The 25,770-nt window shown below is 62.8% G+C and carries 19 protein-coding genes and 1 riboswitch; of the genes, 5 read left to right on the top strand and 14 right to left on the bottom strand.

The window, feature by feature from the left end:
• Window positions 1–35: 35 nt before the first annotated feature.
• From JAB8_RS10880 to hppD, 6 genes are all read right to left on the bottom strand, one after another.
• On the bottom strand, window positions 36–1,181 hold the full coding sequence (locus JAB8_RS10880; protein WP_070289505.1) for an ankyrin repeat domain-containing protein: 1,146 nt from the start codon (window positions 1,179–1,181) through the stop codon (window positions 36–38).
• A 61-nt stretch (window positions 1,182–1,242) separates the two neighbouring features.
• Window positions 1,243–3,063, bottom strand: coding sequence for a M14 family metallopeptidase (locus JAB8_RS10875; protein ID WP_070289504.1), 1,821 nt, complete (start codon window positions 3,061–3,063; stop codon window positions 1,243–1,245).
• A 195-nt stretch (window positions 3,064–3,258) separates the two neighbouring features.
• On the bottom strand, window positions 3,259–5,982 hold the full coding sequence (locus JAB8_RS10870) for a TonB-dependent receptor (RefSeq protein ID WP_070289503.1): 2,724 nt from the start codon (window positions 5,980–5,982) through the stop codon (window positions 3,259–3,261).
• Window positions 5,983–6,148: 166 nt separating this feature from the next.
• A complete protein-coding gene (locus JAB8_RS10865) occupies window positions 6,149–7,648 on the bottom strand; it encodes a S41 family peptidase (RefSeq protein ID WP_070289502.1) in 1,500 nt (499 codons plus the stop codon).
• 124 nt (window positions 7,649–7,772) lie between these two features.
• Window positions 7,773–11,369: an indolepyruvate ferredoxin oxidoreductase family protein gene (locus tag JAB8_RS10860; protein WP_070289501.1), complete on the bottom strand. Its 3,597-nt coding sequence runs from the start codon at window positions 11,367–11,369 to the stop codon at window positions 7,773–7,775.
• A 365-nt stretch (window positions 11,370–11,734) separates the two neighbouring features.
• Window positions 11,735–12,862 (bottom strand): 4-hydroxyphenylpyruvate dioxygenase, encoded by a 1,128-nt coding sequence (hppD, locus tag JAB8_RS10855; RefSeq protein WP_070220827.1) that lies wholly within the window; start codon window positions 12,860–12,862, stop codon window positions 11,735–11,737.
• A gap of 125 nt (window positions 12,863–12,987) precedes the next feature.
• Here hppD and JAB8_RS10850 point away from each other — a divergent pair, with 125 nt between their 5' ends.
• Window positions 12,988–13,512, top strand: a complete 525-nt coding sequence (locus JAB8_RS10850) for an Lrp/AsnC family transcriptional regulator (RefSeq protein ID WP_070220829.1) — start codon at window positions 12,988–12,990, stop codon at window positions 13,510–13,512.
• On the opposite strand, the gene JAB8_RS10845 is transcribed toward JAB8_RS10850, so the two are convergent.
• The 4 genes from JAB8_RS10845 to JAB8_RS10830 form a co-directional block, all read right to left on the bottom strand.
• Complete coding sequence (locus tag JAB8_RS10845) at window positions 13,504–14,208, bottom strand: GNAT family N-acetyltransferase (RefSeq protein ID WP_070220830.1); 705 nt, start codon at window positions 14,206–14,208, stop codon at window positions 13,504–13,506. The genes JAB8_RS10850 and JAB8_RS10845 overlap by 9 nt on opposite strands.
• Before the next feature lie 85 nt (window positions 14,209–14,293).
• Complete coding sequence (locus tag JAB8_RS10840; RefSeq protein WP_070289500.1) at window positions 14,294–15,391, bottom strand: multifunctional CCA tRNA nucleotidyl transferase/2'3'-cyclic phosphodiesterase/2'nucleotidase/phosphatase; 1,098 nt, start codon at window positions 15,389–15,391, stop codon at window positions 14,294–14,296.
• A gap of 12 nt (window positions 15,392–15,403) precedes the next feature.
• Window positions 15,404–16,120 carry a glutathione S-transferase family protein gene (locus JAB8_RS10835; RefSeq protein ID WP_070220832.1) on the bottom strand — a complete coding sequence of 239 codons (717 nt, stop codon included), beginning with the start codon at window positions 16,118–16,120 and terminating at the stop codon, window positions 15,404–15,406.
• A gap of 12 nt (window positions 16,121–16,132) precedes the next feature.
• Entirely contained in the window at window positions 16,133–18,121 is a 1,989-nt protein-coding gene (locus JAB8_RS10830; RefSeq protein ID WP_070289499.1) for a lytic transglycosylase domain-containing protein, read from the bottom strand.
• A 104-nt stretch (window positions 18,122–18,225) separates the two neighbouring features.
• On the opposite strand from JAB8_RS10830, the gene JAB8_RS10825 reads away from it, so the two are divergent.
• Window positions 18,226–18,753 carry a 5-formyltetrahydrofolate cyclo-ligase gene (locus JAB8_RS10825; protein WP_070289498.1) on the top strand — a complete coding sequence of 176 codons (528 nt, stop codon included), beginning with the start codon at window positions 18,226–18,228 and terminating at the stop codon, window positions 18,751–18,753.
• Window positions 18,754–18,767: 14 nt separating this feature from the next.
• Here JAB8_RS10825 and metF read toward each other — a convergent pair whose 3' ends face one another.
• The 4 genes from metF to metK form a co-directional block, all read right to left on the bottom strand.
• Window positions 18,768–19,598: a methylenetetrahydrofolate reductase [NAD(P)H] gene (metF, locus tag JAB8_RS10820; RefSeq protein ID WP_070289497.1), complete on the bottom strand. Its 831-nt coding sequence runs from the start codon at window positions 19,596–19,598 to the stop codon at window positions 18,768–18,770.
• A complete protein-coding gene (locus JAB8_RS10815) occupies window positions 19,585–19,941 on the bottom strand; it encodes a phage holin family protein (protein WP_034783534.1) in 357 nt (118 codons plus the stop codon). Before JAB8_RS10815 ends, metF begins: the two co-directional genes overlap by 14 nt.
• A gap of 196 nt (window positions 19,942–20,137) precedes the next feature.
• Entirely contained in the window at window positions 20,138–21,562 is a 1,425-nt protein-coding gene (gene ahcY / locus JAB8_RS10810; protein ID WP_070289496.1) for an adenosylhomocysteinase, read from the bottom strand.
• Window positions 21,563–21,589: 27 nt separating this feature from the next.
• Window positions 21,590–21,658: riboswitch (S-adenosyl-L-homocysteine riboswitch) on the bottom strand.
• A gap of 122 nt (window positions 21,659–21,780) precedes the next feature.
• The gene (gene metK, locus JAB8_RS10805) at window positions 21,781–22,947 is read right to left on the bottom strand and encodes a methionine adenosyltransferase (protein ID WP_034783537.1); all 1,167 of its coding nucleotides are present in this window, start codon (window positions 22,945–22,947) and stop codon (window positions 21,781–21,783) included.
• Between the two features lie 188 nt (window positions 22,948–23,135).
• Here metK and JAB8_RS10800 point away from each other — a divergent pair, with 188 nt between their 5' ends.
• The 3 genes from JAB8_RS10800 to dapF are packed head-to-tail and all read left to right on the top strand — an operon-like array spanning window position 23,136 to window position 25,752.
• A complete protein-coding gene (locus JAB8_RS10800) occupies window positions 23,136–24,005 on the top strand; it encodes a lysophospholipid acyltransferase family protein (RefSeq protein ID WP_070289495.1) in 870 nt (289 codons plus the stop codon).
• Window positions 24,002–24,877, top strand: coding sequence for a lipid A biosynthesis acyltransferase (locus JAB8_RS10795; RefSeq protein WP_070289494.1), 876 nt, complete (start codon window positions 24,002–24,004; stop codon window positions 24,875–24,877). The genes JAB8_RS10800 and JAB8_RS10795 overlap by 4 nt, the downstream gene beginning before the upstream one ends.
• Before the next feature lie 11 nt (window positions 24,878–24,888).
• Window positions 24,889–25,752: a diaminopimelate epimerase gene (gene dapF, locus JAB8_RS10790; RefSeq protein WP_070289493.1), complete on the top strand. Its 864-nt coding sequence runs from the start codon at window positions 24,889–24,891 to the stop codon at window positions 25,750–25,752.
• Window positions 25,753–25,770: the final 18 nt, after the last annotated feature.

The following is a 25,770-nucleotide window of genomic DNA, read 5'->3' as shown; positions in this document are numbered from 1 at the left end:
GATTGATCGTGCGCATCTCGTTACTGCCGTGCGCGCTAGCGTGGGATGGCAAACGGCAAGGCCGACACTTTCCAGCTGCCTTTGAGCTTGCGCTCCATCAAGGCCGGCAAGGTGCTGGCGCCGGGCGCGCCTTTCTTTGTGTACGCCACCGGCACCAGCAGATAGATGGTGACCTTGTCATCGTCGGCAACGTCGTCTTCCTCCGGCTCGGGGTTCCAGCGCTTGTCGATGGCCAGCAGCGCATCGACGCCTTCCGGCCACGCCAGGTCCGCCAGATAAGGATCGTCGCGCCGCAGCAGCTCGCCCGCCGCCAGGCTGGCCTGGTCGAGCGTGCGCCGTCCCAGGCGTGCCAGCAGCGCCACGGGAAAGCGCCATGGACTGTGCTCCGCGAAGCCGTGTACGGTCAGCGGCCAGCGCGTCGGCAGGCAGACGGCCAGTTCGGTCATCGGCGATTGCTGGAACAGGCCGGCCGTGAACAGCAGCTTGAATTCGCGCTTGCCGCCGATGCAGCTGATCCCCAGCGAAAAGCGCGCGTCGCCGCTGTCCGGGCTGAACACCGCTGGCAATACCCAGCCGGCGCTATGGTGCATGAAGGTGCGGATGACATCCTGCGGCGAGGCGGCCGCTTGCTGCGGCACGTCGAGTATGCTGACGCCGCCGGCGGTGGCGAGCATCTGGACGATAGCGGGAAAGCCCCAGCCGGCGGCGATATCGACCGGCGCCTGGTTCCAGCGCGTATGCAGGCGGTTCGGATTGGCGCCCCGCTGCAGCAGCAGGGCAACCACGTCCTGATGGCCGTCCACACAGGCGCTGTCCAGCGGCGACAAGATATTGTCCGGCAAGCCATCGACGGCGGCGCCATGGTCGAGCAGCCAGCGGCAGGTGTCGACGTGGCCATGGCCGGCCGCCTCGCTCAGCGGCGTATGGTTGCGGTAACCGGGCAACGGCAAATCGATGTCCATGCCCAGCGACACGAGCAGGGCGCAGACCTCGCGGCTGCCGCTGGCCGCGGCCAGATGCAGCAACGATTCGCCGTCATCCATGTTGTAGCGGCGCAAGGTCGAGAGCAGCGGCGTGGCCTCGAGCAGGCTGCGCACCTGCTCCACCTGATTCTCGCCCACGGCGTCGCAGACGCGAAAAAACGCTTCCCGGTGCTGGTTGTACAGTGTGCTGTGACCCATTCTTCGTCTCTGCTCGTGGTGGCGGCGCCCTCATCGTGCGGAGAATAGCATTTTCTTTCGATTAATCTGCGCGATTTGACAACTTCGGTGTGCGCGCAGGCGGCGATGCCATGCCGGCCGGCGCGACATCCGTGCGCAGCACCGGGTACAGGTTCAGCCGCTCATCCCACGAGGCGTGGCGGCGGGCGAAGAATTCCAGGCGCGCGGCCGGGCTTTTTGCAAACGCGGGGTCGCTGGCCAGCTTTTCGTGGAACTGCGCCGCCAGCGCCGGATCGGCCGCCAGCTGGGCGCGCGCCACGTCTTCGGCCACGTATTCTTCCATGTATTCCTTGCGCTCGAAGGCCGTATTGAAGCTGCCCCAGGCCAGCAGGGAATCGGGCGCGCGCGGCTCGAGCAGGGCCACGACCAGCCGCGCCTTGGCCTGGTTGACGGGCACGTACAGCGCACCTGCACCGACCGGACGCTCATCTTTCTGCCACTCGCCCTGCACGGCCGCCGTCTGGCGCCCCTCGAACGACTGCGCGCCGAATTTCACCTGCGTGGCGCGGAAGGTTTCGACGGGCAGCGTGCCGGGCGCGGTGGCCAGCACCTGGTACGACACGCCATGCTGGCGCAGCTTGGCCGCCACCATCTGCGCCTGCGCCGCAGGCACGAGGTAGCCGGCCTTGGGCGCAGCCTGCTGCAGGTCGGGCACGATCTCGTCGCGCAGGGGCACGTTCCAGATCTGCGGCGTGCTTTCGTCGTAGCGCGTCATCAGCGCACCCGACACCTCGGATGGCGTGCGCGTGTAGGCGTAGCCGCGAAACGCGATCATGCGGCTCTTGTCCGTCGTTTTATACGTGAGCGGCAAGGTGGCGCCGGCCAGCTGCGCGGCGCGCGCGTCCGCCTCGAGCGCCGTTTGCCGCCACTGCGCGCCATGCTGCGCCACTTGCGACAGCAGCGAAACGATGGTGTTGCGCGTGATGCGCACGCGGGTCGGATAGTCCTTCCACGAATGGGTTTCCACCAGCATGCCGAAGCGGTTGCGCAGCTGGAAATAGCCATGCGAGAAGCGCGGATTCGGCGCCGAATCGACAAAGCCCGACTGCGGATTGTCGTTCTCGGCAAACGAAATATAGAACGGTTTCGGGTCCGAGCCCTGCTTTGCCAGGTCGGCCAGGACCTGATCGCGCAAGGCCGTGCCGGCCACGCGCAGGGCCGCGTCGCCCGCATGCACGGGTTCGACCTGGATCGAGATATCGGGTTCGAATTGCGCGCCATCGGTGACGTGCAAGTCGACATAGGCCAGCGGATCCCAGGCGTTCACCAGCGCCAGCATGTGCTGCATCTCGGGCGTATCGGCCTTCATGTATTCGCGGTTCAGATTGTAGTTTTGCGCCGTGCTGCGCCAGCCCATTTCCACGGGGCCGCGCTGGTTCGGACGGTTCCACGCACCGAAGCGCTCGTGGCCGTCGACATTGAAGACGGGCACGAACAGCAGCACTTGTTTATCCAGCGCGCCGGGCGCCGCCTTACCCTCCAAGACTTCGCGCAAGGCCAGGAAGCCCGCATCCTTGCCATCGATTTCGCCCGCATGGATGCCGCCCTGCACCAGCAGCACGGGCAGCTTGCGGCGCGCCGCCTCGGCCGGCGTCAGCGCGCCCGTGTTGGAGACGGCCAGTGCCAGCATCGGGCGGTTTTCCGGCGTGCGGCCAAATTCCACGCAGCGCACCTGCTTCGGATAGCGCGCCTGGAACTGGCGGCACAGGGCTTCCACTTCCGCATAGCGGCCGGTGCTGACAAAGCCCGAGCGTTCGGCCACCGTGGTCAACGGCGCGCCGGCTTGGGCGGGAGAGGCAAAGACGGACAATATGGCGGCGGACAGCAGGGCGAGGCGTAGCATGGGGGAGGCTCCAGCGGGCAGATGGGAAGCGGGGGATTATATGGCTAAATAAGCGAAAAAAAATAAAAGCCAGGATAGCAATATGCGCTCCCGGCTTTTCTATTTACCTCCAACACCGCAAAGGCTGGGGTCAGACCCTCAATGCCGCTGACTCAGAGACTTGCGCCAACGTTCGCGGGGGTCTGACCCCGGGTTTCAGCTACCGAAGTGGTAATTGAATTCGACCCATCCCTGGCGTCCCTGCGGACTGTAGCTGCCCACCGGGTAGTACGGCCAGCCGCCGCTGTCGTCGCGCTTGATCTTGTCGAATACGTTGTTGACGATCAGCGACAAGGTGGCGCGGTCGTTGATGCGGTACACGGTGCTGATGTTGGCCAGCGCCGTCGGCGTCAGATAGGCCTTGCCGGCGGCGTTCGGGATCTTGCTGTAGCGGCTGACCAGCAAGGTGTTCGACCAGTCGCCAGCGCTCCAGTTCACGCTCAGGTTGAGCTTATCGCGCCAGTCCGAATTGTTCAGCGATTTGAGCTCGTCGATCTCTTCGTCGCCGACGAATTGCTGCGATTTATTGCTCAGCACCTTGGCGTAGTTGGCCTTGAAGGCAAAGCGGCCATAGTCCGTCGTGCGCAGCAAATACTTGACGCTGATGTCGATGCCGCTGCTGCTCTGCTTGGCCGCGTTGATCGGATTGACGGTGATGGTCTTGATCTCGCCGGCACGGTTCAGCGCATTGGCGGCAAAGCGCTCGACGCGGTTCAGGGTATCGACGCAGGTCGGCGAGTTGATGTCGGTCTTGCCCAGGCGGCAATCGGCTTCATCGCGCAGTATCTTGTCGGAGCTCAGGTTGGTTACCAGGTCGTCGATCTTGATATTCCAGTAGTCGACCGAGACGTCGAAATTGGATGTCGGCGACCAGACGGCGCCCACGCCGAACGACTTGCCCTTCTCCGACTGCAGATCCTTGCTGCCGTTCTGCACATAGTCGGCGCCCGGCGATTTGTTCGCGTAGTCGCAATCATCGATGGCCTGCCCGGCGACGCCGCAGCGGTAATAGTCGGTGGTGCTCGAGTAGTAACCGGTGCCGCGCGCCTTGTAGATGTAGTTCATGTCCGGCGCGCGGAAGCTGGTGGCGTAGTTGGCGCGGAACAGCAGCTCCGGCGCGGGACGCAGTTCCAGGCCGCCGTTATAGGTGAACTTGCCGTCATGGCGGCCGGCAAAGCTGTAGCGGTCGTAGCGGCCGGCCAGGGTGCCGGTCAGCTTTTCATGCAGCGGCAGGTTCACTTCCGCCCCCAGCGCATAGCGGGTGCGCGTGCCGGCCGTGATGTCGGACTTGGTGGCGACGTTGAAGTAACCTTCGTTCAGGCGCGCGTCGGGCACGTTGCTGAAGCCCTGCTTGCCCACTTCGGCGATGGTGGCGATCTTCGCCACGCCAGCGGGCAGCTGGAACAGGTCGCCGTTGGTAGCCAGGCTCAGGGTATTCGTCCAGGCCTTGTCGTCGCTGTCGGAATTGCCCGTGATGCTGTCGAATTCGGCCGCCGTCACCCGGCGCGACAGGCGGGCCGGATCCGGCGCGTAGACCGGCACGCCGGCGGCATCGGTGCCCAGTTTCGGACCCAGGAAGAAGCTGTCGATATTGGCCAGCGCGCGCGGCGTGTGGCTTTCGCTCTTGTACACCGAGGCATTGTAATTGGCTTCGTATTGCCAGCTGCTGGTGCCCGGCACGCGGCCCTTGGCGCCCAGCGAGATGGCCGTGGCCAGGTCGTCCCACTTGCGGTTGTAGCGCTCCACGCCGCCCATTTCCTCGGGCGAGATATAACGCGTCCACGCTTCGTAGCGATCGGTATTCTGGTTGCGGAAATAGCTGCTGCCCGTCGACGACGACGTCCACGTCGGGCCGCGCGTGTTGTTCTCGGTCGAGTTCTTGCCGATCAGGAAGTCGGCGAACAAGGTCGTTTCCGGCGACAGCTCATAGTTGGCGCTGCCGAACACGTTCTGGCTGCGGTTCTTGGTTTGCGTGGTCCAGTAAGTGGGGCCCACTTTCGGGCTGGCGCAATAGCTGCCGTTCTTCGCCTGATACTTGACGGTGCTGCCGCCGAACAGGTCGCCGAACTGCGTGCAGGTGTCGCCCAGGTCCACATAGGTGCCGGAAGTCCCCGCCTTTACCACGCGGCGCGACGCGATATTCGTCGGCGTGCCCGAGCGGGTGGCCATGAAGTCGCGCTGCAGGCTCGACAGCGGATCGCGCTGGCTCAGCTCCACACTGAACAAGGTATGCAGCTTGTCGAAATTGCCGCCGCCCGTCAGCTGCACGCGCTGGTTGCCGGCGCCGCCGCGCGTGGTGCCGCCCGCCTTGACGTTGATATCGAAACCTTCCGTCTGCTTTTTCAGGATGACGTTGACCACGCCGGCGATCGCGTCGGAACCATAGATGGCCGAGGCGCCGCCGTTGAGGATCTCGATGCGGTCGACAATGCTCGACGGGATATTCGCCAGGTTGGTGAAGTTGACCGTGCCTTCGTAGGCGACGGGGAAGTCGGCCAGGCGGCGGCCATTGAGCAGGATCAGGGTGTGGTTCGGACCGAGGCCGCGCAGGCTGATGGTATTGGCCGACGGCGTAAACGTGTTGCCGAAGTCCTCGCCTTGCGTAAAGCCGCTGTTCTGTACCTGGTTGGTCAGCGCATCGAAGACGTTCTTGTACCCTTGCTTGGTGATTTCATCGCCCGTCAGGATGGTGACGGACGATGGTCCCTCCAGGCTGGCGCGGGGAATCCGCGAACCGGTGACCACGACGGCTGGCGGGGTGGCCGCCGGCTGCTGATCCGCTGCGGGCGCTTGCGTCTGCGCGTGCGCCTGCCATGCGGAACCGCCAAGGATGGCCAGTACGGCTACGGTGAGCGGTGGTAACTTGAATTGTATAGGCATCTTTGCGCTTCTCAAGGTTAGGGAGAAGGCAAAAGATATCAAGATGCCAGCAATTACAGAACGAATGGATTCGTCTTTCTATATATCATAATTGTTATATAGAAATATTTATGAGAAGAAAGATGCCCCACCCTCATCCAGGAAGGGGGGCAACATGGGGGTTTTATCATTTCAATATAGCAATTTCCTTGTAGGGCGGGCGCAGCAGCCGTGCCGCCGTGTCGGCCGGACTCGCCATCGAACTCAACAGCCTGAGCGCGCCCGTGGCCGGGGTACAGCTGCCGCTGCTGCGGTAGCGCAACGCCGCCGCCAGCATGGCTTCGGCAGGATCGCCCAGCGCGTGCTGGTAATCGTCCGTCACATCGCACGTTGGCGCCATGCCATCGGCAAAGTCGCCAAAGCCCTTGGCGTTGACACCCTGGAACTGCACGGCGAAATACGTGGTGCCGCAATTCGGCGTGGGATAGAAACCATAGGGCTTGCCGCACGTCGTGCCGCCGATCAGGTTGACCTGCACGTCGACGCCGCGCAAGCCGTTGATGATCGCTTCGCTGGCCGAACAGGTATTGCCCGTCGTCAGCAAGGTCACGCGCTTGAGGCCCAGCGAAGGCAAAGGCGTGCCCTTGGGCAAGGGATTCGGCCCGGCAAAGCCCTGGCTTTGCGTGTGGAATGGCACGGGCGCTTCCGGCCGCGTCTTGTCATTGGCCAGCACCTGCTCGAAGGTCTTGCCGGTGGTGACTTGCGGACCGGCAATCATGTAGGCGAGCTCGCTGGCGACATCGAGATAGCCGCCGCCGTTGTAGCGCACGTCAAGCACCAGGTCGCTGATGCCGGCCGCCTGGAAGCGGCGCATGGTCTCGACCAGCTGGCGTTCGGCCACGTTGTTGTGGGTGTTGAAGGTCAGGTAGCCCACCTTGCCCGTGGGCGTGTCGATGATGCGCTCGTTTTGCACGGCGCTCGTGCTCACTTCCACCGCCTGCAGGTTCGCCGAGAGGGGCGAGCCATTGCGGCTGAACGCCAGCGTGTGCGTGCCTTGCGCTGCAGGGAACAGGCCGGCGTTAATGATCTTCACGCTGGCAGCGTCGGGGGCATTGACGAAATCGGTGCCATCGACGGTTTGCAGCTCATCGCCGCGGCGCAAGCCCGCCAGGTCGGCCGGCGAGCCTGGCTCGACGATCGAGATCACGGCCTTGCGCGGCGGCGTGGTGCGCGTCAGCGCCAGCAACATGCCGTAACCGAGCTCCACGCCGTTGAGCGAGGCTTCCCATTCGGCCGTCGTATACGTGAAATGGAACTGGTCCTTCGGCTTGCCGGACGCCGTCGTGGCCGTTGTTTTGAGCACATCGAAATACGCCTTGGCCGTGGCAAAGCTTTGCGGCAGGTAGGTGGTCGGCACTTCGCGGTACCACAGATACGTTTCATCGATCCAGCTGCGCACCCACGTCTGCTCATCGAGCAAGCTGCCCGGCTTGTCGATGCTGCTGCCGCTGCGCGGCGCCTCGCAACGGTTCGCCACCGTGGAGGAGGCAACCAGCGCCGTCGGCCCTGTCGGAGTCACGGGCGGGACGACGGGCGCGCTGTCGCTGCTGCCGCCTCCGCCCCCGCCGCAGGCACTCAACACACATACGAGGGAAACAGCGAGGGAGCCAAGTCGCAGGAAATGCATGAGAAACTTTCCATAAAGAAATTATCGAAAAATTATAATGCGTTTCGCCAGCAAGCGTTGCTTTCTTTGATACAAAAAAAATGGCGCCCGCAGGCGCCATTGCTACAGCGAGGAACTCACTCCATCACGCCACGGTGGCCGCCACGGGTGCTGCCACGACGGGCGGCAGCGGCGTCGGCGCATTGAAGGCGATCAAGAGACTCGCTTCCTTCTCTTTCGCCGCCTTCAAATGACGCTCCTTCACGTGGCCATAGCCGCGGATGTCTTCCGGAATGCTGGCGATCGCCACGGCTTGCGCCAGCTTGGCCGTCGTCAGCTTCGGCAGCAAGCCGCCCACCGTCGCGCGGTATTCCGCGATCAGCGCACGCTCCATCTTGCGCTCGGCCGTATGGCCGAACACGTCGAAGGCCGTGCCGCGCAAGCCCTTGAACTTGGCCAGCACGCCGAAGGCCTTCAGCATCCACGGGCCATATTCCTTCTTGATCAGATGACCCTGGGCATCCGTTTTCGCCATGATCGGCGGCGCCAGGTGGAACTTGAGCTTGATGTCGCCTTCGAACATGGACGCGATCTTCGCCTGGAAGGCGCCGTCCGTGTACAGACGCGCCACTTCGTACTCGTCCTTGTAGGCCATCAGCTTGTAGAAGTAACGGGCCACGGCTTCCGTCAGGCGCAAGTGCGGACCGTTCAGTGCGCTTTCGGCGGCGCGCACCTGGCCGACGAAGTCCAGATACTGCTGCGCATACGCGCGGTCCTGGTAAGCCGTCAGCAGGGCCACGCGCTTTTCGATGATGTCGTCGAGCGTGTCGATGCGCTTGAATTCCACCACCTTCGCTGGCGTGGTCATGCGCACCAGACTGGCCGCATCGTGGGCGCCCGCGCGGCCCCAGTTGAAGGCCGCCTTGTTGAATGCCACCGAGACGTTGTTCAAGTCGATGGCCTTCATGATGGCCGCTTCGCTCAAGGGTACCTTGCCCTTTTGCCAGGCGTAACCGAGCATGAACATGTTCGTCGCGATGGAGTCGCCCATCAGCGCCGTGGCGGTCTGGCCCGCGTCGATGAAGTCGACGTGGTCGCTGCCGCAGGCCTTTTCGATTTCCATGCGCGCCGAAGCGCCGGGGAATTGCCAGTCCGGATTCTTCACGAAGGCGGCCGTCGACGAGCTGGTCGAGTTGATCATGGCCCAGCTGCGCCCCTCTCCCATGCGCGACAGGGCGTCGCGGCTGGCCGTGACGATCAAATCGCAGCCGATCACCAGGTCGGCCGCACCCGTGCCGACGCGCGTCGAGTGGATATCTTCCTGGCGGTCCGCCAGGCGCACGTGCGACATCACGGGGCCGCCCTTTTGCGCCAGGCCGCTCATGTCCAGCACGGAACAGCCCTTGCCTTCCACGTGGGCCGCCATGGCCAGGATCTGGCCGACGGTGACGACACCCGTGCCGCCGATGCCGGTCACCAGAATGCCGAACGGCTCGGCCGTCGATGGAATGGCTGGTGTCGGCAAGGCCGGCACGGCTGGCGCGTCCTTGTCGGCGGCAGCCGCCTTTTTCGGCTTTTTCAGGCCGCCGCCTTCCACCGTGACGAAACTGGGGCAGAAACCCGTCGTGCACGAGAAATCCTTGTTGCACGACGACTGGTTGATCTGGCGCTTGCGCCCCAGTTCCGTTTCCAGCGGTTCCACCGACAGGCAGTTCGATTGCACGGAGCAGTCGCCGCAGCCTTCGCAGACGGCTTCGTTGATGACGGCGCGCTTGGCCGGGTCCGGGTATTCATTGCGTTTCCGGCGGCGGCGTTTTTCCGAGGCGCAGGTCTGGTCGTAGATCATGGCCGACACGCCGGGCATGTCGCGCAGCTCGCGCTGCACGTCCATCAGTTCGGAACGGTGGCGCACGGTGACGCCTTCCGCCCAGGCGTAATCGTCCGGGTATTTTTCCGGTTCGTCCGTGACGACGATGATGGGACCGACGCCTTCGGCGGCGATCTGGCGCGAAATGATGGCCGGAGACAGGGGGCCGTCGAATTCCTGGCCGCCCGTCATGGCCACCGCATCGTTGAACAGAATTTTATACGTGATGTTGACCTTGGCCGAGACGGCCGCGCGGATGGCCAGGATGCCCGAGTGGAAGTACGTGCCGTCGCCAAGGTTGGTAAACACGTGCTTTTCATTCGTGAACGGCGCCTGCCCCACCCAGGTGACGCCTTCGGCGCCCATGTGGGTAAAGGTCGACGTCTCGCGGTCCATCCACAGCACCATGTAGTGGCAGCCGATGCCGGCCAGCGCGCGCGAGCCTTCCGGCACCTTGGTCGAGCTGTTGTGCGGGCAGCCGGAGCAGAAGAACGGCGTGCGGTCCTTTTGCGGATCGGGTTTTACGCTGATGGCCTTGAGGACGTTTTCCTTCGCTTCCAGGTAGGCGATGCGTTCCTTCACGCGCTGCTCGACGGGGTGGCCCGCGTAGTAGCGCGAAATGCGGCTGGCGATCGCGCGGGCGATCATGGCCGGGTTCAGTTCATACGTGGCCGGCAGCAGCCAGTCGCCGTGCCCCGTGCCCTTCTGGTTGCTCCACTCGCCCGTGTCGTCGAACTTGCCGACCACGCGCGGACGCTCGCCGTCCTTCAGGTTGTACAGCTCTTCCTTCAGCGCGTATTCGAGGATTTGCCGCTTTTCTTCCACCACGAGGATTTCGTCGAGGCCCTTGGCGAATTCATGCACGCCGTCCGCTTCCAGCGGCCAGGTCATGCCGATCTTGTACAGGCGGATGCCGATGTCGGACGCCGTCTGCTCGTCGATGCCGAGATCCGCCAGCGCCTGGCGCGTGTCCAGATACGATTTGCCGGCCGTGATGATGCCGATGCGCGCCTTCGGGCTGTCCCAGATGATCTTGTTGAGCTTGTTGGCACGCGCATACGCCAGCGCCGCATACCATTTGTAGCTGTTCATGCGAACTTCTTGTTCCAGCACCGTGTCGGGCCAGCGGATGTTCAGGCCGCCGGCCGGCATCTCGAAGTCCGTCGGCAGGGTGATCTGCACGCGGTCCGGGTCGAAATCGACGGCGGCGCCCGACTCGATGATGTCGGTCACGCATTTCATCGAGACCCACAAGCCCGTGTAGCGGCTCATGGCCCACGCATGCAAGCCGTAGTCGATGTATTCCTGCACCGACGACGGGTACAGCACGGGGATGCCGCAGGCGTTCAGGATATGGTCGGACTGGTGCGCCGTGGACGACGATTTCGCCGCATGGTCGTCGCCGGCCAGCACCAGCACGCCGCCATGCTTGGCGGAACCGGCGTTATTCGCGTGCTTGAAGACGTCGCCGCAGCGGTCGACGCCGGGGCCCTTGCCGTACCACATGCCGAACACGCCATCGTACTTCGCGTCTTCGAACAGATTCGTTTGCTGCGTGCCCCAGACGGCCGTGGCGGCCAGGTCTTCGTTCAGGCCCGGGTGGAATTTGACGTGGTGTTCATCGAGGTATTTCTTGGCCTTGATCGCCGTCATGTCGACGGACGTCACAGGCGAACCGCGGTAGCCGGTGATGTAGCCGGCCGTATTCAGGCCCGCCTTGAGGTCGCGCTCGCGCTGCAGCATGGGCAGGCGGATCAACGCTTGCGTGCCCGTCATGAAGGCGCGGCCACGCTCGAGCGTGTATTTGTCGTTCAGGGAAATTTCGGACGCGTGCGCGCCCGGCTCAAGACTCGAGCCCTTGATTGGTGCATTCATTACTTGTCTCCATTATTCTCTGTGCTACGCGTGCAGGTCGGTTGAACTCACACGTACCGGCCGCGCTTTATGAGCAATGCCGGTGCGGAAAAATGACTTGTTTGTCGTAGACTACCACAGGAAGGCGCGCAGTTCTTTGCTGCGCTGCACTCCCGTGTTCTTGCCTTTTTGCTGCTTCTTTTTCTGGCAATGTCGGCAATGTCGGATGACGCTGCGCTCATCCGACCTACAGATATTGGCCGCTTGCTGGCAATGTCGGATGACGCTGCGCCTCGGCGGCCCCGCTCATCCGACATACAGCCAGGATCAACCCTGTAGGTCGGCTTAGCCGGAACGGCGTAAGCCGACAAACAGCAGCCCCCGGCTTAGGCCGCGCTCGTATCTTTCAGCACGCCGCGCTTGATCTGGTCCAGCTCGATCGACTCGAACAGGGCGCGGAAGTTGCCTTCGCCGAAGCCCTGGTCGCCCTTGCGCTGGATGATCTCGAAGAAGATCGGGCCGATCACCGTCTGCGTGAAGATCTGCAGCAGCAGTTCGCGTTCGTTTTCCGTGCTGTGGCCATCGATCAGGATGCGCAGGCGGCGCAGTTCTTCCAGCTGCTCGCCGTGGTTCGGCAGGCGGCGGTTGACCAGCTCATAGTACGTTTCAATCGTGTCCTGGAAATCGATACCCGTATCGCGCATGCCTTGCACGGAGGCATAGATATTGTCCGTGCCCAGGGCGATGTGCTGGATGCCTTCGCCATGGTACTGGTCCAGGTATTCGGCGATCTGCGACTTGTCGTCTGACGATTCGTTGATCGGGATGCGGATCTTGCCGCACGGCGAAGTCATGGCCTTCGATTTGAGGCCCGTCAGCTTGCCTTCGATGTCGAAATAGCGCACTTCGCGGAAGTTGAACAGGTTTTCATAGAAGCTCGCCCATTCCTTCATGCGGCCGCGGTGCACATTGTGCGTCAGGTGGTCGATGTAGGTCAGGCCATGGCCGACGGGATTGGCGACGGCGCCGGGAATGGCGACGAAATCGACGTCATAGATACTGATGTCGCCGATGCCGCCCGGTGCGGCCGCGTCCGGCTTGTCGGCGCCCTTGCCGCGCCAGCGGTCGACGAAGTACAGCAGCGAATCGCCCACGCCCTTGATGGCGGGGATATTCAGCTCCATCGGACCCGTTTTGTTATCGAAACCCCAGGCGCCCAGTTCCAGCGCGCGGCGATACACGAAGGCCGCGTCGTCGACACGGATGGCGATGGCGCACACGGACGGGCCGTGATGGCGGGCAAAACGCTGCGCGAACGAATCTTGTTCGGCATTGATGATGAAATTGATGTCGCCCTGACGGTACAGGGTGACATCCTTGTGGCGGTGGCGCGCGATGGCCGTGAATCCCATGTTCTCGAACAGCTTGCCCAATGCTTTTGGGTCTGGTGCTGCATACTCGACGAACTCGAAACCATCGGTACCCATCGGGTTATCCCAAGGCTGAAATTGCATGATGTCTCCTCCAAGAAGTAGCGCACAGTATAGGCGTGGGTCACGGGCATTAAATGCCAAAGATCTCCCGAACAATCATGATTTGCGCAATAATATTGCGTGAAATACGAACCACCGGAGGAAGCATGAGCAAAATTACGCTGGATAAAACGGATCGCAAGATCCTCGCCGTCCTGCAGGCCGATGGCCGCCTGTCGAATCAGGACGTGGCCGAGCAGGTCAGCCTGTCGCCGTCGCCATGCTTGCGCCGCGTCAAACGACTGGAAGAAGCGGGCGTGATCCGCCAGTACGTGGCCCTGCTGGACCCGGAAAAGATCGGCCTGGGCTTGCTGGCCTACGTGAACGTGCGGCTGGAAAAGCACAGCGACGCCACGGCCCACAGCACGGCCCGCGTGCTGGCGCCGAATCTGGTGACGAATACCTCGCCGCGCGCCGACTTCGCCGTGGCCGTGGCGCATTGGCCGGAAGTGGTGGCCTGCTATGCGATGACGGGCGAAATGGATTATCTGTTGCGCGTGCACGTGGAAGATATGGAGCACTTTTCGCGCTTCATGATGGCCACCTTGCTGCGCCACCCGGCCGTGCTGGACGTGAAATCGAGCTTTGCCTTGCAGCGCATCAAGGATACGACGGCACTACCCTTATTGTGATGGCGGCCCGGGCTGCTTCTTGCGCCCCGGCAAGCGTTCGAACAGTTTGCTGGCGGCGCGCGCATTCGCCTTGAACGTATAGTCGAACATGGCGAACTGCTCTTGCACGGCTTCCTGCAGCATGCTCGTCGGGTTCGGCGGCAACAGTTTCAAATAAGCATCAGCTTCGCCATAGTCGCGCTGGATTTCCATGCCCGCCTTCTTGGCGATATGCATCATCGTCTTGTTGGACGACAAACAATGCATGTACAGGGTATCGACATCGTTGTTGCGGCAGTGAATCGCCGCCCGCTCGAACAGTTTCGAACCGACGCCCATGCCGCGCATCGATTTCGACACGGACACGCCAAATTCCGCCACCTGCTCCTTGTCCGTCACCACGCTTTTCGCCGGCGACTGGTCCTTCGGCGCGAACGCCAGATGGCCCACGCCCACCAGTTTGAACAGGCTGTTGTAGACGCCGTAGATCATGTCGCGCGAGAAATCCATCTTTTGCACGTACTGCGCGACGAGTTCATCGGGCAAGGCGCTGCCGAAGCGCAGCAGGCGGTCGCTTTTCTCGAGCGACAGGAAATGCTTCATCATGCGGCGCCGGTCGCGCTCATGCAATTGCTTGACGAGCACGGTCGGACGCCCGCCGCCGCTACGGCTGAGCCAGCGGCGAAACGGGTTTTGAAACAGCTTGGGTAAGGTCACGTCGACTCCTGGAAGCGGTGCTGCGGCACGTCAGGCCGTTATTGTGCAGTGCAGCATCTGCCGTATTGTAGCCTATTCCCGCCGTTCAAGCCTGGGCCAGGAAGGCCGCCACGGCCGCCACCCGCGCCACATGGATGATTTCGGGGATGCGTTTCGGCTCCGTACAGCCTTGCGCCAGCGCACCCGCATTCACGCCGCGCGCCGCGTCCAGCCCGCCCTGCAGCCGCGCCGCCTGGGGAAAGCCGCCGGTGACCAGTCCGTCGCAAGCCACGGCCTGCAGCAGTTGCACGAAGCGCTGCGGCTTGCGCAAGCCGTCGCAGCGTTCGCACAGACTGACGATGGCCTCGGCGCCCAAGTCCAGCGCGCCGTTGATATTGTCCAGCTCGCGCGCTGCCATGACGGCCAGTTCGCGGCACTCGTTGGGCACGCGCAGGCGCTCGCTCAGCTGCTCGATGGCATCCTTGCTCAAATGCAGCATCAAGGCGGCAAAGCGCACGGGCAAGTCATGACCTTGCGCGGCCGCGTGGTCGACGACCTGCAGCAAGCGCTCGCTGATGGTAATTTCCCCCATGATGCGCGCCAGTGCGCCGCACTCGTGCAGCACCGTCAGCATGCGCGCAGGATGGCTTTCCATCAGTCCCTTGGCCACTTCCTGCCACACGCGCTCGGCCACCAGGGCGTCGACTTCGCCGTCCAGCACCATCCGGCGCATCAGGGCCATGGTGGCGGGCGCCACCGTAAAGGCGTCGAAACGGGCGGCAAAGCGGGCCAGGCGCAAGATGCGCACGGGGTCTTCGCCGAACGCGTCGGAGACGTGGCGGAAGATTTTATTCTGGATATCCTGAATGCCGCCGAACGGGTCGGTCAAGGTCCCATCCTCGGCTTGCGCGATGGCGTTGATGGTCAGATCGCGCCGCACCAGATCGTCTTCCAGGGTGACGTCGGGCGCCGTGTGGAAGACAAAACCGCGGTAGCCGGGGGCCGTCTTGCGTTCCGTGCGGGCCAAGGCGTATTCTTCCTGCGTCTTCGGGTGCAGGAAGACGGGAAAATCCTTGCCGACGGGCCGGAAACCCTGGCGCAGCATGTCTTCCGGCGTGGCGCCAACGACAACGTGGTCGTGGTCTTTCACGGGCAAGCCCAGCAGTTGGTCGCGCACCGCGCCACCGACCGTGTATATCTTCATAACACTCTTTTCTTAATCAGGCAATTCCGCGTCGTGCTTGGGCGCCGTTTCCGTTTCCGCCAGCGCTTCCGCGATCCAGCGGGCCACGGCAGGGTGCGCCTGCACGCGCTCGCAGTAGGCGTTCAGGGCCGGCGCCAGCGACACGCCATACGTGCGGAAACGCATGACGACGGGGGCGAAATACGCATCGGCGATGGAAAACTCGCCAAACAGGAACTGGTGGTGGCCAAAGCGCGACAGGCACTCTTCCCAGATTTCGCTGATGCGGCCGATGTCGGCCTGGGCGGCGGCCGTGCGGCCACGGCCCGGCAACTTCGCCTTGATATTCATCGACATATCCGTGCGCAAGCCGGTAAAGCCCGAATGCATTTCCGCACAGACACAACGCGCCATGGCGCGCGCGGCCACATCCTGCGGCCACAGGTGTTTATCTGGAAACTGCTCGGCCAGGTATTCACAGATGGCCAGGCTGTCCCAGATCGTGATCTCGCCCGCCAGCAGCACGGGCACCCGGCCGCAAGCCGAATATTCGGCAATTTTGGTGGCCGTGTCGCTCTGGTCGAGCAGCACGCGCACTTCGTGGAACGGAATGCCGAAGGCCGTCATGGCCACCCACGGGCGCATCGACCACGACGAGTAATTCTTGTTGCCGATGATGAGGGTAAGGCCCGGCTCGCGGGCGGCGGCCAGGGTTTGCGTCAGGCTGGGATCAAGGATGGTCGTTTGCATGGTCGGCTAGCTTTAGTTGGATGATGGCAAATCGGCAGAAACGGCGCTATTCTTCGGCCCCACGGTGCCCAGGCGCGCTTTCAGCGACTGCGGGCTTTTTTCGAACAGGGCCGCGTAATACGTGGCGTTGGCCATCACGTTTTTCACGTAGCCGCGCGTTTCCGTGTAGGGAATGATCTCGGCAAAGACGGCGCCTTCCAGCGGCCGCGTCATGGTGGCGCGCCAGATGCGCAAGCGCCCCGGCCCCGCGTTGTAGGCGGCGCTGGCCAGCACTTGCGAACCGTCGAGGCCACCGAGCACCATGTTCAGGTAATTCGTGCCCAGCAAGACGTTGGTGCGCACATCGCTCAAGGTTTCCGTGACGAAATCGGTCAGGCCGATCTTCTTGGCGACATAACGGGCCGTCGACGGCATGACCTGCATCAAACCGGACGCGCCCACGTGCGACTGCGCATCCATGATGAAGCGCGATTCCTGGCGGATCAAGCCGTACACCCAGGCCTTGTCCAGGCCCAGGGTTTGCGTGGCCGGATGCATGACGTCGTCGTGCGGCGTCGGGTAGCGTTGCGTATAGTCCACTTCCAGGCGCGTGCGGTCCGAGGTGTTGACCATGCGGTCGAGCACATTGTTCTGGCGCGCAAATTCCGCGGCCGCCAGATGTTGCCGGTCCGTCATCGAACGCAATTCCCAGTTCCACTCGCGCGTGCCCTCGAAGCGCAAGCGCATATTGAAGAATTTCAAGGCGCGCTGCAAGCCCGGATTGGCGGCCATGGCGGCGATTTCCGCCGGCGTGACGGGCTGGCCCGGCGGCGGCAAGACCAGGTGGTTGCCCAGCTCTTCATTGGCCAGCAAGCCGTAGAAATTCGATTGATCGCTGATCGTGCGGTACAGGGCATCGGCCTGCGCATTCGGGCGGCCCGGCGTTTCCGCCTGCTGCGCGCGCGCCAGCCAGTAGACCCAGGTCGGGTCCGTGCGCAGCGAGGCCGGCATGGCCTGGATCGCCGCCTTCACCTGCGGCCAGTTGCCTTCACGCAAGGCGATACGCGCCTTCCATTGCATCTGCTCCTGGGTCAACGGTGCGCCATTGGTTTTTTGCCAATATTCGAATGCTTCCGGCGCCAGCGAATACGACGCCTGCAGGGCCAGGCTGGCCCAGCCGATGGCCTGTTCCTGTGCCGTCAGCTGCGCACTCGCCTTTTGCAGCGCCACCACGCCCAGTTTTAATGTGCTTTTCGCCATGCGGCCGACGGCCACGAGGTACATCTCGTGGTCGGCGCGACTTAGACCGGGGCCCTTGGCCAGCACCAGCGCGGGCAAGTCGATCGCCTGCGCCATCTTCGCGTCGGAGGCGCCCAGCAGCAGCGCGATGCGGCGCGCCGGGCCCGTGGCGTTGGTCTGGCCCGCCAGGCGGATCTGCGCCCACAGGTCGTTCGCGTCGAACTGGCCATTTTGCGCCAATGCCGCGATCAGGCTGCCGCACGCTTCGCCATAGCCAGGCGGCGCGACGAGCAGCTTGCGCGCCTCGGACGCCACGTTCTGCCCCTTGGCGGCGCGCGACATCAGCGCATAGCACTTGAGCTGGGTGTCGTCGTCGAGGGCGAATTGCGGATATTGTTCATCGAACACGACCCAGTCGCGCTTGCGGCCGAGTTCCAGCAGCCAGTCGTTGCGGAAACGGTCGGCGATGGCGCTGCCCTTGTAGCGGTTCAGGTAATCGCGAAATTGCGCCTCGGTCAGCAGTTTGATGCGCGGTTTCAGCCGATAATAGTCAACATACGATGGAATCTGGTAATTCGTCAGGCGCCCCGCATAAAAGTCGGCTTTTTCGACGTCATCCTTGCGCGCGGCGTCGCGCAGCAGCAGGAAGGCATCGTCCTCGCTGCGCGTGTCGGGGGCGGCTGGGGGGACGGTGGTGGATACCTGGGCCAGGGCGGCCAGGGGAGACAAGGCCGATGCAACACACAGCATCGTGCCGGCAATCCATTTCAGTGGGGAAATCAATGTACGACTCTCAATCTTAACTTGATGGTGATATGAATAGCGACCCTAGAATAACATGCGATCCGGCTACACGGCCACCCATTGCGCCACAGGAAAAAGCCGGCTTGCGCAAAGCCTTGCTGGCGGCCCGGCGCGCCCTGCCCGAGACCACGCGAGCAAGGTGGGATGCGGCCATCGCGCAGCGCCTGCTCGGCTGGTGCGCCGGGGAAAACGTCAAGGAACTGGGCGTGTACTGGCCCCTGCACGGCGAGCCGGACTTGCACGAGGCATATGCGCAGCTGGCCGCGCGCGGCGTGCAATTAAGCTTGCCCGTGGTGCTGGAAAAACATGCGCCGCTGGCATTTTCCGACTGGACGCCGGGCGAGCCCATGGTCAAGGATGGCATGGGCGTGGCCGTGCCCGCGCAATTGCGCCTGCGCCAGGCGCCCGCCGCCCTGCTCGTGCCCTGCCTGGGTTTTAACCAGGAACGCTTTCGCCTCGGCTATGGCGGCGGCTATTACGACCGCACCCTGGCGGCCACGCCCCGTCCGCACACCCTCGGCGTCGCCTATGCCTGCCTGGCGGCAAATTTTCCCAACGGCGAATACGACATCGCCCTCGATCACATCGTGACCGAGGGCGATCTGTTCTGACAAGTCAGGACGGTTTATTTCACCAGGCGCTGCCACAAGGCCGTCGTGGGCGCCGCCTGGTTCATGCTATAGAAATGCAAGCCTGGCGCGCCGCCTTCCAACAGGCGTTCGCACAGCCCCGTCACCACGTCCAGGCCAAAAGCCTTGATGGACGCGCTGTCGTCGCCGAAGCTGGCCAGTTTCAGACGCACCCAGCGTGGAATTTCCGCGCCGCACATGTCCGAAAAGCGCATCAGCTGCGTGTAGTTCGTGATCGGCATGATGCCGGCCACGATGGGCACGTTGATGCCCATCTTCTGCGTCTGCTCGACAAACTGGAAATACGCGTCGGCATTGTAGAAGTACTGGGTGATGGCCGCATTGGCGCCGGCCTGCACCTTGCGCGCGAACGCGTTCAGGTCGTCTTGCGGCGAACGGGCTTGCGGATGCACCTCCGGATAGGCGGCCACTTCGATATGAAAATGGTCGCCCGTCTCGGCGCGGATGAATTCCACCAGCTCGTTGGCGTAACGGAACTCGCCCGAGGCGCCGTAGCCGCTGGGCAAGTCGCCGCGCAAGGCCACGATACGCTTCACGCCGGCCGCCTTGAACTCACCCAGCACGGCGCGGATCGATTCGCGCGAACCGCCCACGCAAGACAGATGGGGTGCGGCCTGTTCGCCGGCCGCCAGGATTTCGCGCACGGTGTCCAGGGTGCCCTGCTGCGTCGTGCCGCCCGCGCCGAACGTCACCGAGAAATACTTCGGATGCAATTCAGACAACTTGACGCGCGTGGCGCGCAGCTTTTCCGCCCCTTCCGGGGTTTTCGGCGGGAAAAACTCAATACTGAAATTATGCTTTTCCATCGTCATTACTCAAAAGTAAGGTCGACAAGGCCCAGGAAATGATGCTGTACAGAATGGCGCCGCCCACGGCAGACCAGAAACTGGCGACATGGAAACCATCGATCACCTGCGCCACCAGCCAGAACAGGAATCCATTGATGATCAAAATGAACAGGCCCAGCGACAGGAACGTCACGGGCAGGGTCAGCAGGATCAGCAAGGGACGGATCAGCGCATTGACCAGCCCCAGCACGGCAGCGGCCAGCAGCGCGGTCCAGCCGCTGCTCATCGTCACCGAGTGCATCAAATACGGGACGGCAAACAGGGCTGCCGCATTGATAAACCAAATCAGTAGCAAGCGCATTTCTCTAGCCTGTCAAAAAAGAGGGGCAAGCCGGCCGCAGCCGGCTTTCAATGTAGTCCGCGAAGTATCGTTGCTTCGGGAGCCGTAGCGAGCAGACGTGCGGCGTGGCCGAGAAGCGCAGCTGTACTTTATGTACAGCGAGCATCGCCGGCCGCGCCCCGCGTCGCGCAGTAGGCTCGCGGAGCAACCAGCCAAATTAATAGCGGTAGTGCTCTGGCTTGTATGGACCTTCCGTGCGCACGCCAATGTAGTCGGCTTGCTCTTGCGTCAGTTCCGTCAGCTGCGCATTCAACTTTTTGAGTTGCAAACGGGCGACTTTTTCATCCAGGTGTTTTGGCAGGGTGTACACGCCGACCGGGTAGTTGGCCGTGTTCGCGTACAGCTCGATCTGGGCGATCGTCTGGTTGGCAAACGACGAGCTCATCACGTACGACGGGTGGCCCGTGCCGCAACCGAGGTTGACCAAACGGCCTTCGGCCAGCAGGATGATGCGGCGGCCCGACGGGAAGATGATGTGGTCGACTTGCGGCTTAATGTTTTCCCACTCGTATTGTTTCAACGAAGCGACATCGATTTCATTGTCAAAGTGACCAATGTTGCAGACTATGGCCTGGTCTTTCATGCGCGTCAGGTGATCGTGCGTCAGGATGTGATAGTTGCCGGTGCAGGTGACGAAGATGTCGCCGTGTTCGCACGCGTAATCCATCGTCACTACGCGGTAGCCTTCCATCGCCGCCTGCAGTGCGCAGATCGGGTCGACTTCCGTCACCCATACTTGCGCCGACAGGGCGCGCATGGCTTGCGCCGAACCTTTACCTACGTCACCGTAACCGGCGATGACGGCCACTTTACCGGCGATCATCACGTCGGTGGCGCGCTTGATGCCGTCGACCAGGGACTCGCGGCAGCCGTACAGGTTGTCGAATTTCGATTTCGTGACGGAATCGTTGACGTTGATCGCAGGGAAAGCCAGCTTGCCTTCCTTGTGCATCTGGTACAGGCGGTGCACGCCGGTCGTCGTTTCTTCCGTCACGCCGAGGATTTCCGGCAGGCGCTTCGAGTACCAGGTCGGATCGGCCAGCAAGTGCTTCTTGATCGAGTTGAACAGGCAGATTTCTTCGTCCGAACCCGGGTTGGCCAGCACCGACAGGTCGGTTTCCGCGCGCACGCCCAGGTGCAGCAGCAGGGTAGCATCGCCGCCATCGTCGAGGATCATGTTCGAGTAGACAGCCTTGCCGTCAGCATCCGGCCATTCGAAGATGCGGTGCGTGTATTCCCAGTAGTCGTCCAGCGACTCGCCCTTGACGGCGAACACAGGCGTGCCAGCGGCAGCGATGGCGGCGGCGGCGTGGTCTTGCGTCGAGTAAATGTTGCAAGATGCCCAACGCACTTGCGCGCCCAGTGCTTCCAGGGTCTGGATCAGCACGGCGGTCTGGATGGTCATGTGGATGGAACCGGTGATGCGCGCGCCTTTCAGAGGCTGCGCCGCCGCGAATTCTTCGCGGATGGCCATCAGGCCAGGCATTTCCGTTTCAGCAATCTTGATTTCTTTGTCGCCCCATGCGGCCAAGGTGATATCGGCGATGGTGTAGTCGTGTTGCGATTTGAGTACGGCGTTCATCACGCCCTCCTTTCAGTTGTTGAAAAAGGTACGTGAGCGCGGTTGCAGGATATTCCGAGCCTGGCGAATTTCTTCGTCGCAACGCTCCTCGGACGGTGGATTTTAACATCGTCAATGCCGGCGCGCCAGCTTGTTCGCCATGCATTGCCAACTAACAACATATAAAAAAAGCGCCCGCGGCCAGCTGGCCGGGGCGCTTCTTTTGCAAGCGGGCTAGATTACTTCAGGCCGGCAGCGTCGCGCAGCAGGGCGACCTTGTCCGTGCGCTCCCACGTGAATTCCGGCTCTTCGCGGCCGAAGTGGCCGTAGGCGGCGCTCTTCTGGTAGATCGGGCGCAGCAGGTCGAGCATTTGCACGATGCCTTTTGGACGCAGATCAAAGTGCGCCAGCACCAGCTTGGCGATTTCCGCGTCGGGAATCACGCCCGTGCCTTCCGTGTAGACGGTGATGTTGATCGGCTTGGCCACGCCGATGGCGTAGCTGACCTGCACCTGGCATTGGCGCGCCAGGCCGGCCGCGACGATGTTTTTCGCCACGTAGCGGGCCGCATACGCTGCCGAACGGTCGACTTTCGATGGGTCCTTGCCCGAGAACGCGCCGCCGCCGTGCGGGGCCGCGCCACCGTAGGTGTCGACGATGATCTTGCGCCCGGTCAAGCCGCAATCGCCTTGCGGACCGCCGATGACGAAACGGCCCGTCGGGTTGACGAGGAATTTGGTCTCCGTCAGCCATTCGCGCGGCAGGATGGGCTTGATGATTTCTTCGATGACGGCTTCTTCGATCTGCTTGTGCGAGATTTCCGGCGCATGCTGGGTCGACAGCACCACCGTGTGCACACCGACGGGGCGGCCGTCGACGTAGCGCAGGGTTACTTGCGATTTCGCATCCGGACGCAGCCATGGCAGACGGCCATCCTTGCGCAGTTGCGACTGGCGCTCGACCAGGCGGTGCGCGTAGTGGATGGCGGCAGGCATCAGCTCGGCCGTTTCATCGCAGGCGTAGCCGAACATCAGGCCCTGATCGCCGGCGCCTTGATCCAGGTCAATGCCCGCACCTTCATCGACGCCTTGCGCGATGTCCGGCGACTGCTTGTCGTAGGCCACCAGCACGGCGCAACCCTTGTAGTCGATACCGTATTCCGTGTTGTCGTAGCCGATGCGTTTGATGGTTTCGCGCGCAACTTGAATATAATCAACATTGGCGTGCGTGGTAATCTCGCCAGCCAGTACCACCAGACCCGTGTTGCACAGGGTTTCGGCGGCCACGCGGGCGGCTGGATCCTGGGTCAGGATGGCGTCAAGGATGGCGTCGGAAATTTGATCGGCAACCTTGTCGGGATGGCCTTCCGAAACGGATTCGGAAGTGAAGAGATAGTCGTTTGACATTGCAAGCTCCTGATTACTATGTGAATGTTCTGTCGCAGTAAAGAGGATTTTGCCTGCGACGCTTTAGCGATATTTATATTCCGCTTCGCAAGTTGTCTATTAACTCAGCGGTTACTGCATACGTGGTATTTTACGCTTCTTAAAAAATTTTGGCACGGCAACACGCCATTCTTGGAAACAGCTTATACATGTTAGTCCCAATTTTCCGCTTCTTGTCCGTCTTTCCCCTGCCCGTCCTGCATGGCCTTGGCGCTGTACTGGGCTGGGTGATTTACGCCATTTCCCCGTCCTACCGCCGCCGCATGCGCGAGAACATGCAAGGTGCGGGGTTTTCGCAACACTTGCACACGGCCGTGGCCGAAGCGGGCAAGAGCGTGCTGGAACTGCCCTTCATCTGGTGCGCCCCCGCCGAGCGCGTGGCGCGCCATGCGACGGTGGAAAACTGGGAACTGGTGGAAAAAGCGCTGCAGCATGGCCGCGGCATTGTCTTCCTGACACCACACCTGGGCTGCTTTGAAATCGTCGCCCAGCAGATTGCGCTGCGCACGCCGCTCACCGTGATGTACCGCCCGCCGAAGCGCGCCGCCCTGAAACCGCTGATCGAAGGGGCGCGCGCGCGCGAAAACCTGATGCTGGCGCCGGCGAACATGTCGGGCGTGCGCATCTTCGCCAAATGCCTGAAAAAGGGACAACCGATCGGCCTGCTGCCCGACCAGGTGCCGCAGGAAGGTGAAGGCGTGTGGGCCGATTTCTTCGGCCGCCCTGCCTACACCATGACCCTGCCCGCCAAGCTGGCGCAGATGGGCGGCGCCGAAGTCATCATCACCTACGCGGAACGCCTGCCGGGCGGGCGCGGCTATGTCGTGCATTTCGTGCCCTTCACCGAGTCGCTCGACAGCAGCTCGGCCGAACAGGCGCGCACCATCAATGCGGCCATGGAGCAATTGATCGCGCGCAGCCCGGCGCAATACCTGTGGAGCTACAACCGCTATAAAGTGCCGCGCGGCGCGCCGCCGCCCACGCCCGCCACGACCGATGCCGCCGGGGAGCAGGCATGAGACTGCTGATCGCCTTCATGTGGCTGCTGCACTGGCTGCCTCTGCCCATCCTCGGCCGCTTCGGCGTGGCCGTCGGCAGCGTGCTGTTCATCGCCATGCCGAAACGGCGCGACATCGCCCTGACGAATCTGCGCCTGTGCATGCCGGAACTGACGGAAGCCCAGCGCGTGGCGCTGGCGCGCCAGCATTTCCAGGCCTATTCGCGCAGTGTGTGGGAGCGCAGCATCCTGTGGTGGTCATCGGAAGCGCGATTGAACCGCCTGATCAAAAAGGTACCCGCCTTCCCGGGCCAGCAGATCGCCGCCAAGCCCACCATCTTGCTGTGCCCGCACTTCGTCTGCCTCGACGTGGCCGGCGCCGCCACGGCCATGGAAATTTCCGCTTCGTCAATGTACGTGCAGCAAAAGAATGCCGCCTTCGACCAGGCCTTGCGCAACGGCCGTTCGCGCTTCAAGCCGCCCAAGCTGTTTACGCGCCAGGACGGCATCAAGACGATTTTGCGCGCGCTGCGCGACGGCTTGCCGTATTTCATGCTGCCGGACATGGACTTCGGCGAAAAGGATGCAGAATTTGTGCCCTTCTTCGGCGTGCCAGCCGCCACCCTGACGGCCACGGCGCGCCTGGCGCTGGCCGCCAAGGCGCAGGTGATTCCCGTCATCGCCACTTTTTTACCCAATTACCAAGGCTGGCAAGTGACCTATTACCCGGCCTGGGACGATTATCCGGGCGACGACATCACGGCCGCCACGCGCCGCATGAACGAATTCATCGAAGAGCGCGTGCGCGAAGCGCCGGCCGAGTATTTCTGGACGCACAAACGCTTCAAGACGCGTCCGGAAGGCGAAGCCTCGTTCTATAACCAGCACAAGTGATACGGCAGAACATGAAACTCCACTTTACCAAGATGCACGGCGCGGGCAATGACTTCATCGTCATCGACGCCATCAATCAGGACATCGACTTCACGCCGGCCCAATGGCAGCGCCTGGCCGACCGCCGTTTCGGCATCGGCGCCGACCAGATCCTCGTGGTGGAAAAGCCGCGCCTGCCCGGCTGCGACTTCCGCTACCGCATCTATAACAACGATGGCGGCGAAGTGGAACAGTGCGGCAACGGCGCGCGCGCCTTCGTCAAGTTCGTCAGCGAAAAAGGCTTGTCCAGCAAGGCCAGCATCCGCGTGGAAACCATGGCCGGCGTCATCGCGCCGCGCCTGGAACTCGACGGCAGCATCACGGTCGACATGGGCGCGCCCGTGCTCGAGCCACAGCTGGTACCGTTCGATGCGGCCGGCCTCGCCGGTGTAGCGCAAGGCAACGACACCTTATGGCCGCTGGACCTGGCCTTGCCGGGCCACGCAGCTTCCGTGCTGGTATCCGTCGTCTCGATGGGCAATCCGCATGCCGTGCAAGTGGTCGACGATGTTGATGCGCAAGACCTGGAAGTGACGGGCCCGCTGATCGAGCACCACCCGCGCTTTCCCCGCCGCGTCAACGCCGGCTACATGCAGATCGTCGACCGCCAGCACGTGAAACTGCGCGTGTTTGAACGGGGCGCGGGAGAAACCCTCGCGTGCGGCACGGGCGCCTGCGCCGCTGCCGTGGCCGGCATCCGTCGCGGCCTGCTCGATTCCCCCGTGCGCATCAGCGCGCGCGGCGGCGAACTGTCGATCGCCTGGCAAGGCCCCGGCCAGCCCGTCCTGATGACGGGCCCGGCAGTGACCGTGTTCGAAGGCACGATCGAGCTGTAGACGGGTGAAGGTCAGAAG

Source organism: Janthinobacterium sp. HH106, from assembly GCF_001758725.1.
Classification (GTDB): Bacteria; Pseudomonadota; Gammaproteobacteria; order Burkholderiales; family Burkholderiaceae_D; genus Janthinobacterium.
Note: the sequence above shows the minus strand (reverse complement) of the source record. Positions and strands in the feature narration are given on the sequence as shown.

Excerpts from the sequence above, each read along its gene's own strand:
- JAB8_RS10880 (WP_070289505.1), bottom strand. The coding sequence starts at position 1,181 with ATGGGTCACAGCACACTGTACAACCAGCACCGGGAAGCGTTTTTTCGC.
- JAB8_RS10875 (WP_070289504.1), bottom strand. The coding sequence starts at position 3,063 with ATGCTACGCCTCGCCCTGCTGTCCGCCGCCATATTGTCCGTCTTTGCC.
- JAB8_RS10870 (WP_070289503.1), bottom strand. The coding sequence starts at position 5,982 with ATGCCTATACAATTCAAGTTACCACCGCTCACCGTAGCCGTACTGGCC.
- JAB8_RS10865 (WP_070289502.1), bottom strand. The coding sequence starts at position 7,648 with ATGCATTTCCTGCGACTTGGCTCCCTCGCTGTTTCCCTCGTATGTGTG.
- JAB8_RS10860 (WP_070289501.1), bottom strand. The coding sequence starts at position 11,369 with ATGAATGCACCAATCAAGGGCTCGAGTCTTGAGCCGGGCGCGCACGCG.
- hppD (WP_070220827.1), bottom strand. The coding sequence starts at position 12,862 with ATGCAATTTCAGCCTTGGGATAACCCGATGGGTACCGATGGTTTCGAG.
- JAB8_RS10850 (WP_070220829.1), top strand. The coding sequence starts at position 12,988 with ATGAGCAAAATTACGCTGGATAAAACGGATCGCAAGATCCTCGCCGTC.
- JAB8_RS10840 (WP_070289500.1), bottom strand. The coding sequence starts at position 15,391 with ATGAAGATATACACGGTCGGTGGCGCGGTGCGCGACCAACTGCTGGGC.
- JAB8_RS10835 (WP_070220832.1), bottom strand. The coding sequence starts at position 16,120 with ATGCAAACGACCATCCTTGATCCCAGCCTGACGCAAACCCTGGCCGCC.
- metF (WP_070289497.1), bottom strand. The coding sequence starts at position 19,598 with ATGGAAAAGCATAATTTCAGTATTGAGTTTTTCCCGCCGAAAACCCCG.
- JAB8_RS10815 (WP_034783534.1), bottom strand. The coding sequence starts at position 19,941 with ATGCGCTTGCTACTGATTTGGTTTATCAATGCGGCAGCCCTGTTTGCC.
- ahcY (WP_070289496.1), bottom strand. The coding sequence starts at position 21,562 with ATGAACGCCGTACTCAAATCGCAACACGACTACACCATCGCCGATATC.
- metK (WP_034783537.1), bottom strand. The coding sequence starts at position 22,947 with ATGTCAAACGACTATCTCTTCACTTCCGAATCCGTTTCGGAAGGCCAT.
- JAB8_RS10800 (WP_070289495.1), top strand. The coding sequence starts at position 23,136 with ATGTTAGTCCCAATTTTCCGCTTCTTGTCCGTCTTTCCCCTGCCCGTC.
- JAB8_RS10795 (WP_070289494.1), top strand. The coding sequence starts at position 24,002 with ATGAGACTGCTGATCGCCTTCATGTGGCTGCTGCACTGGCTGCCTCTG.
- dapF (WP_070289493.1), top strand. The coding sequence starts at position 24,889 with ATGAAACTCCACTTTACCAAGATGCACGGCGCGGGCAATGACTTCATC.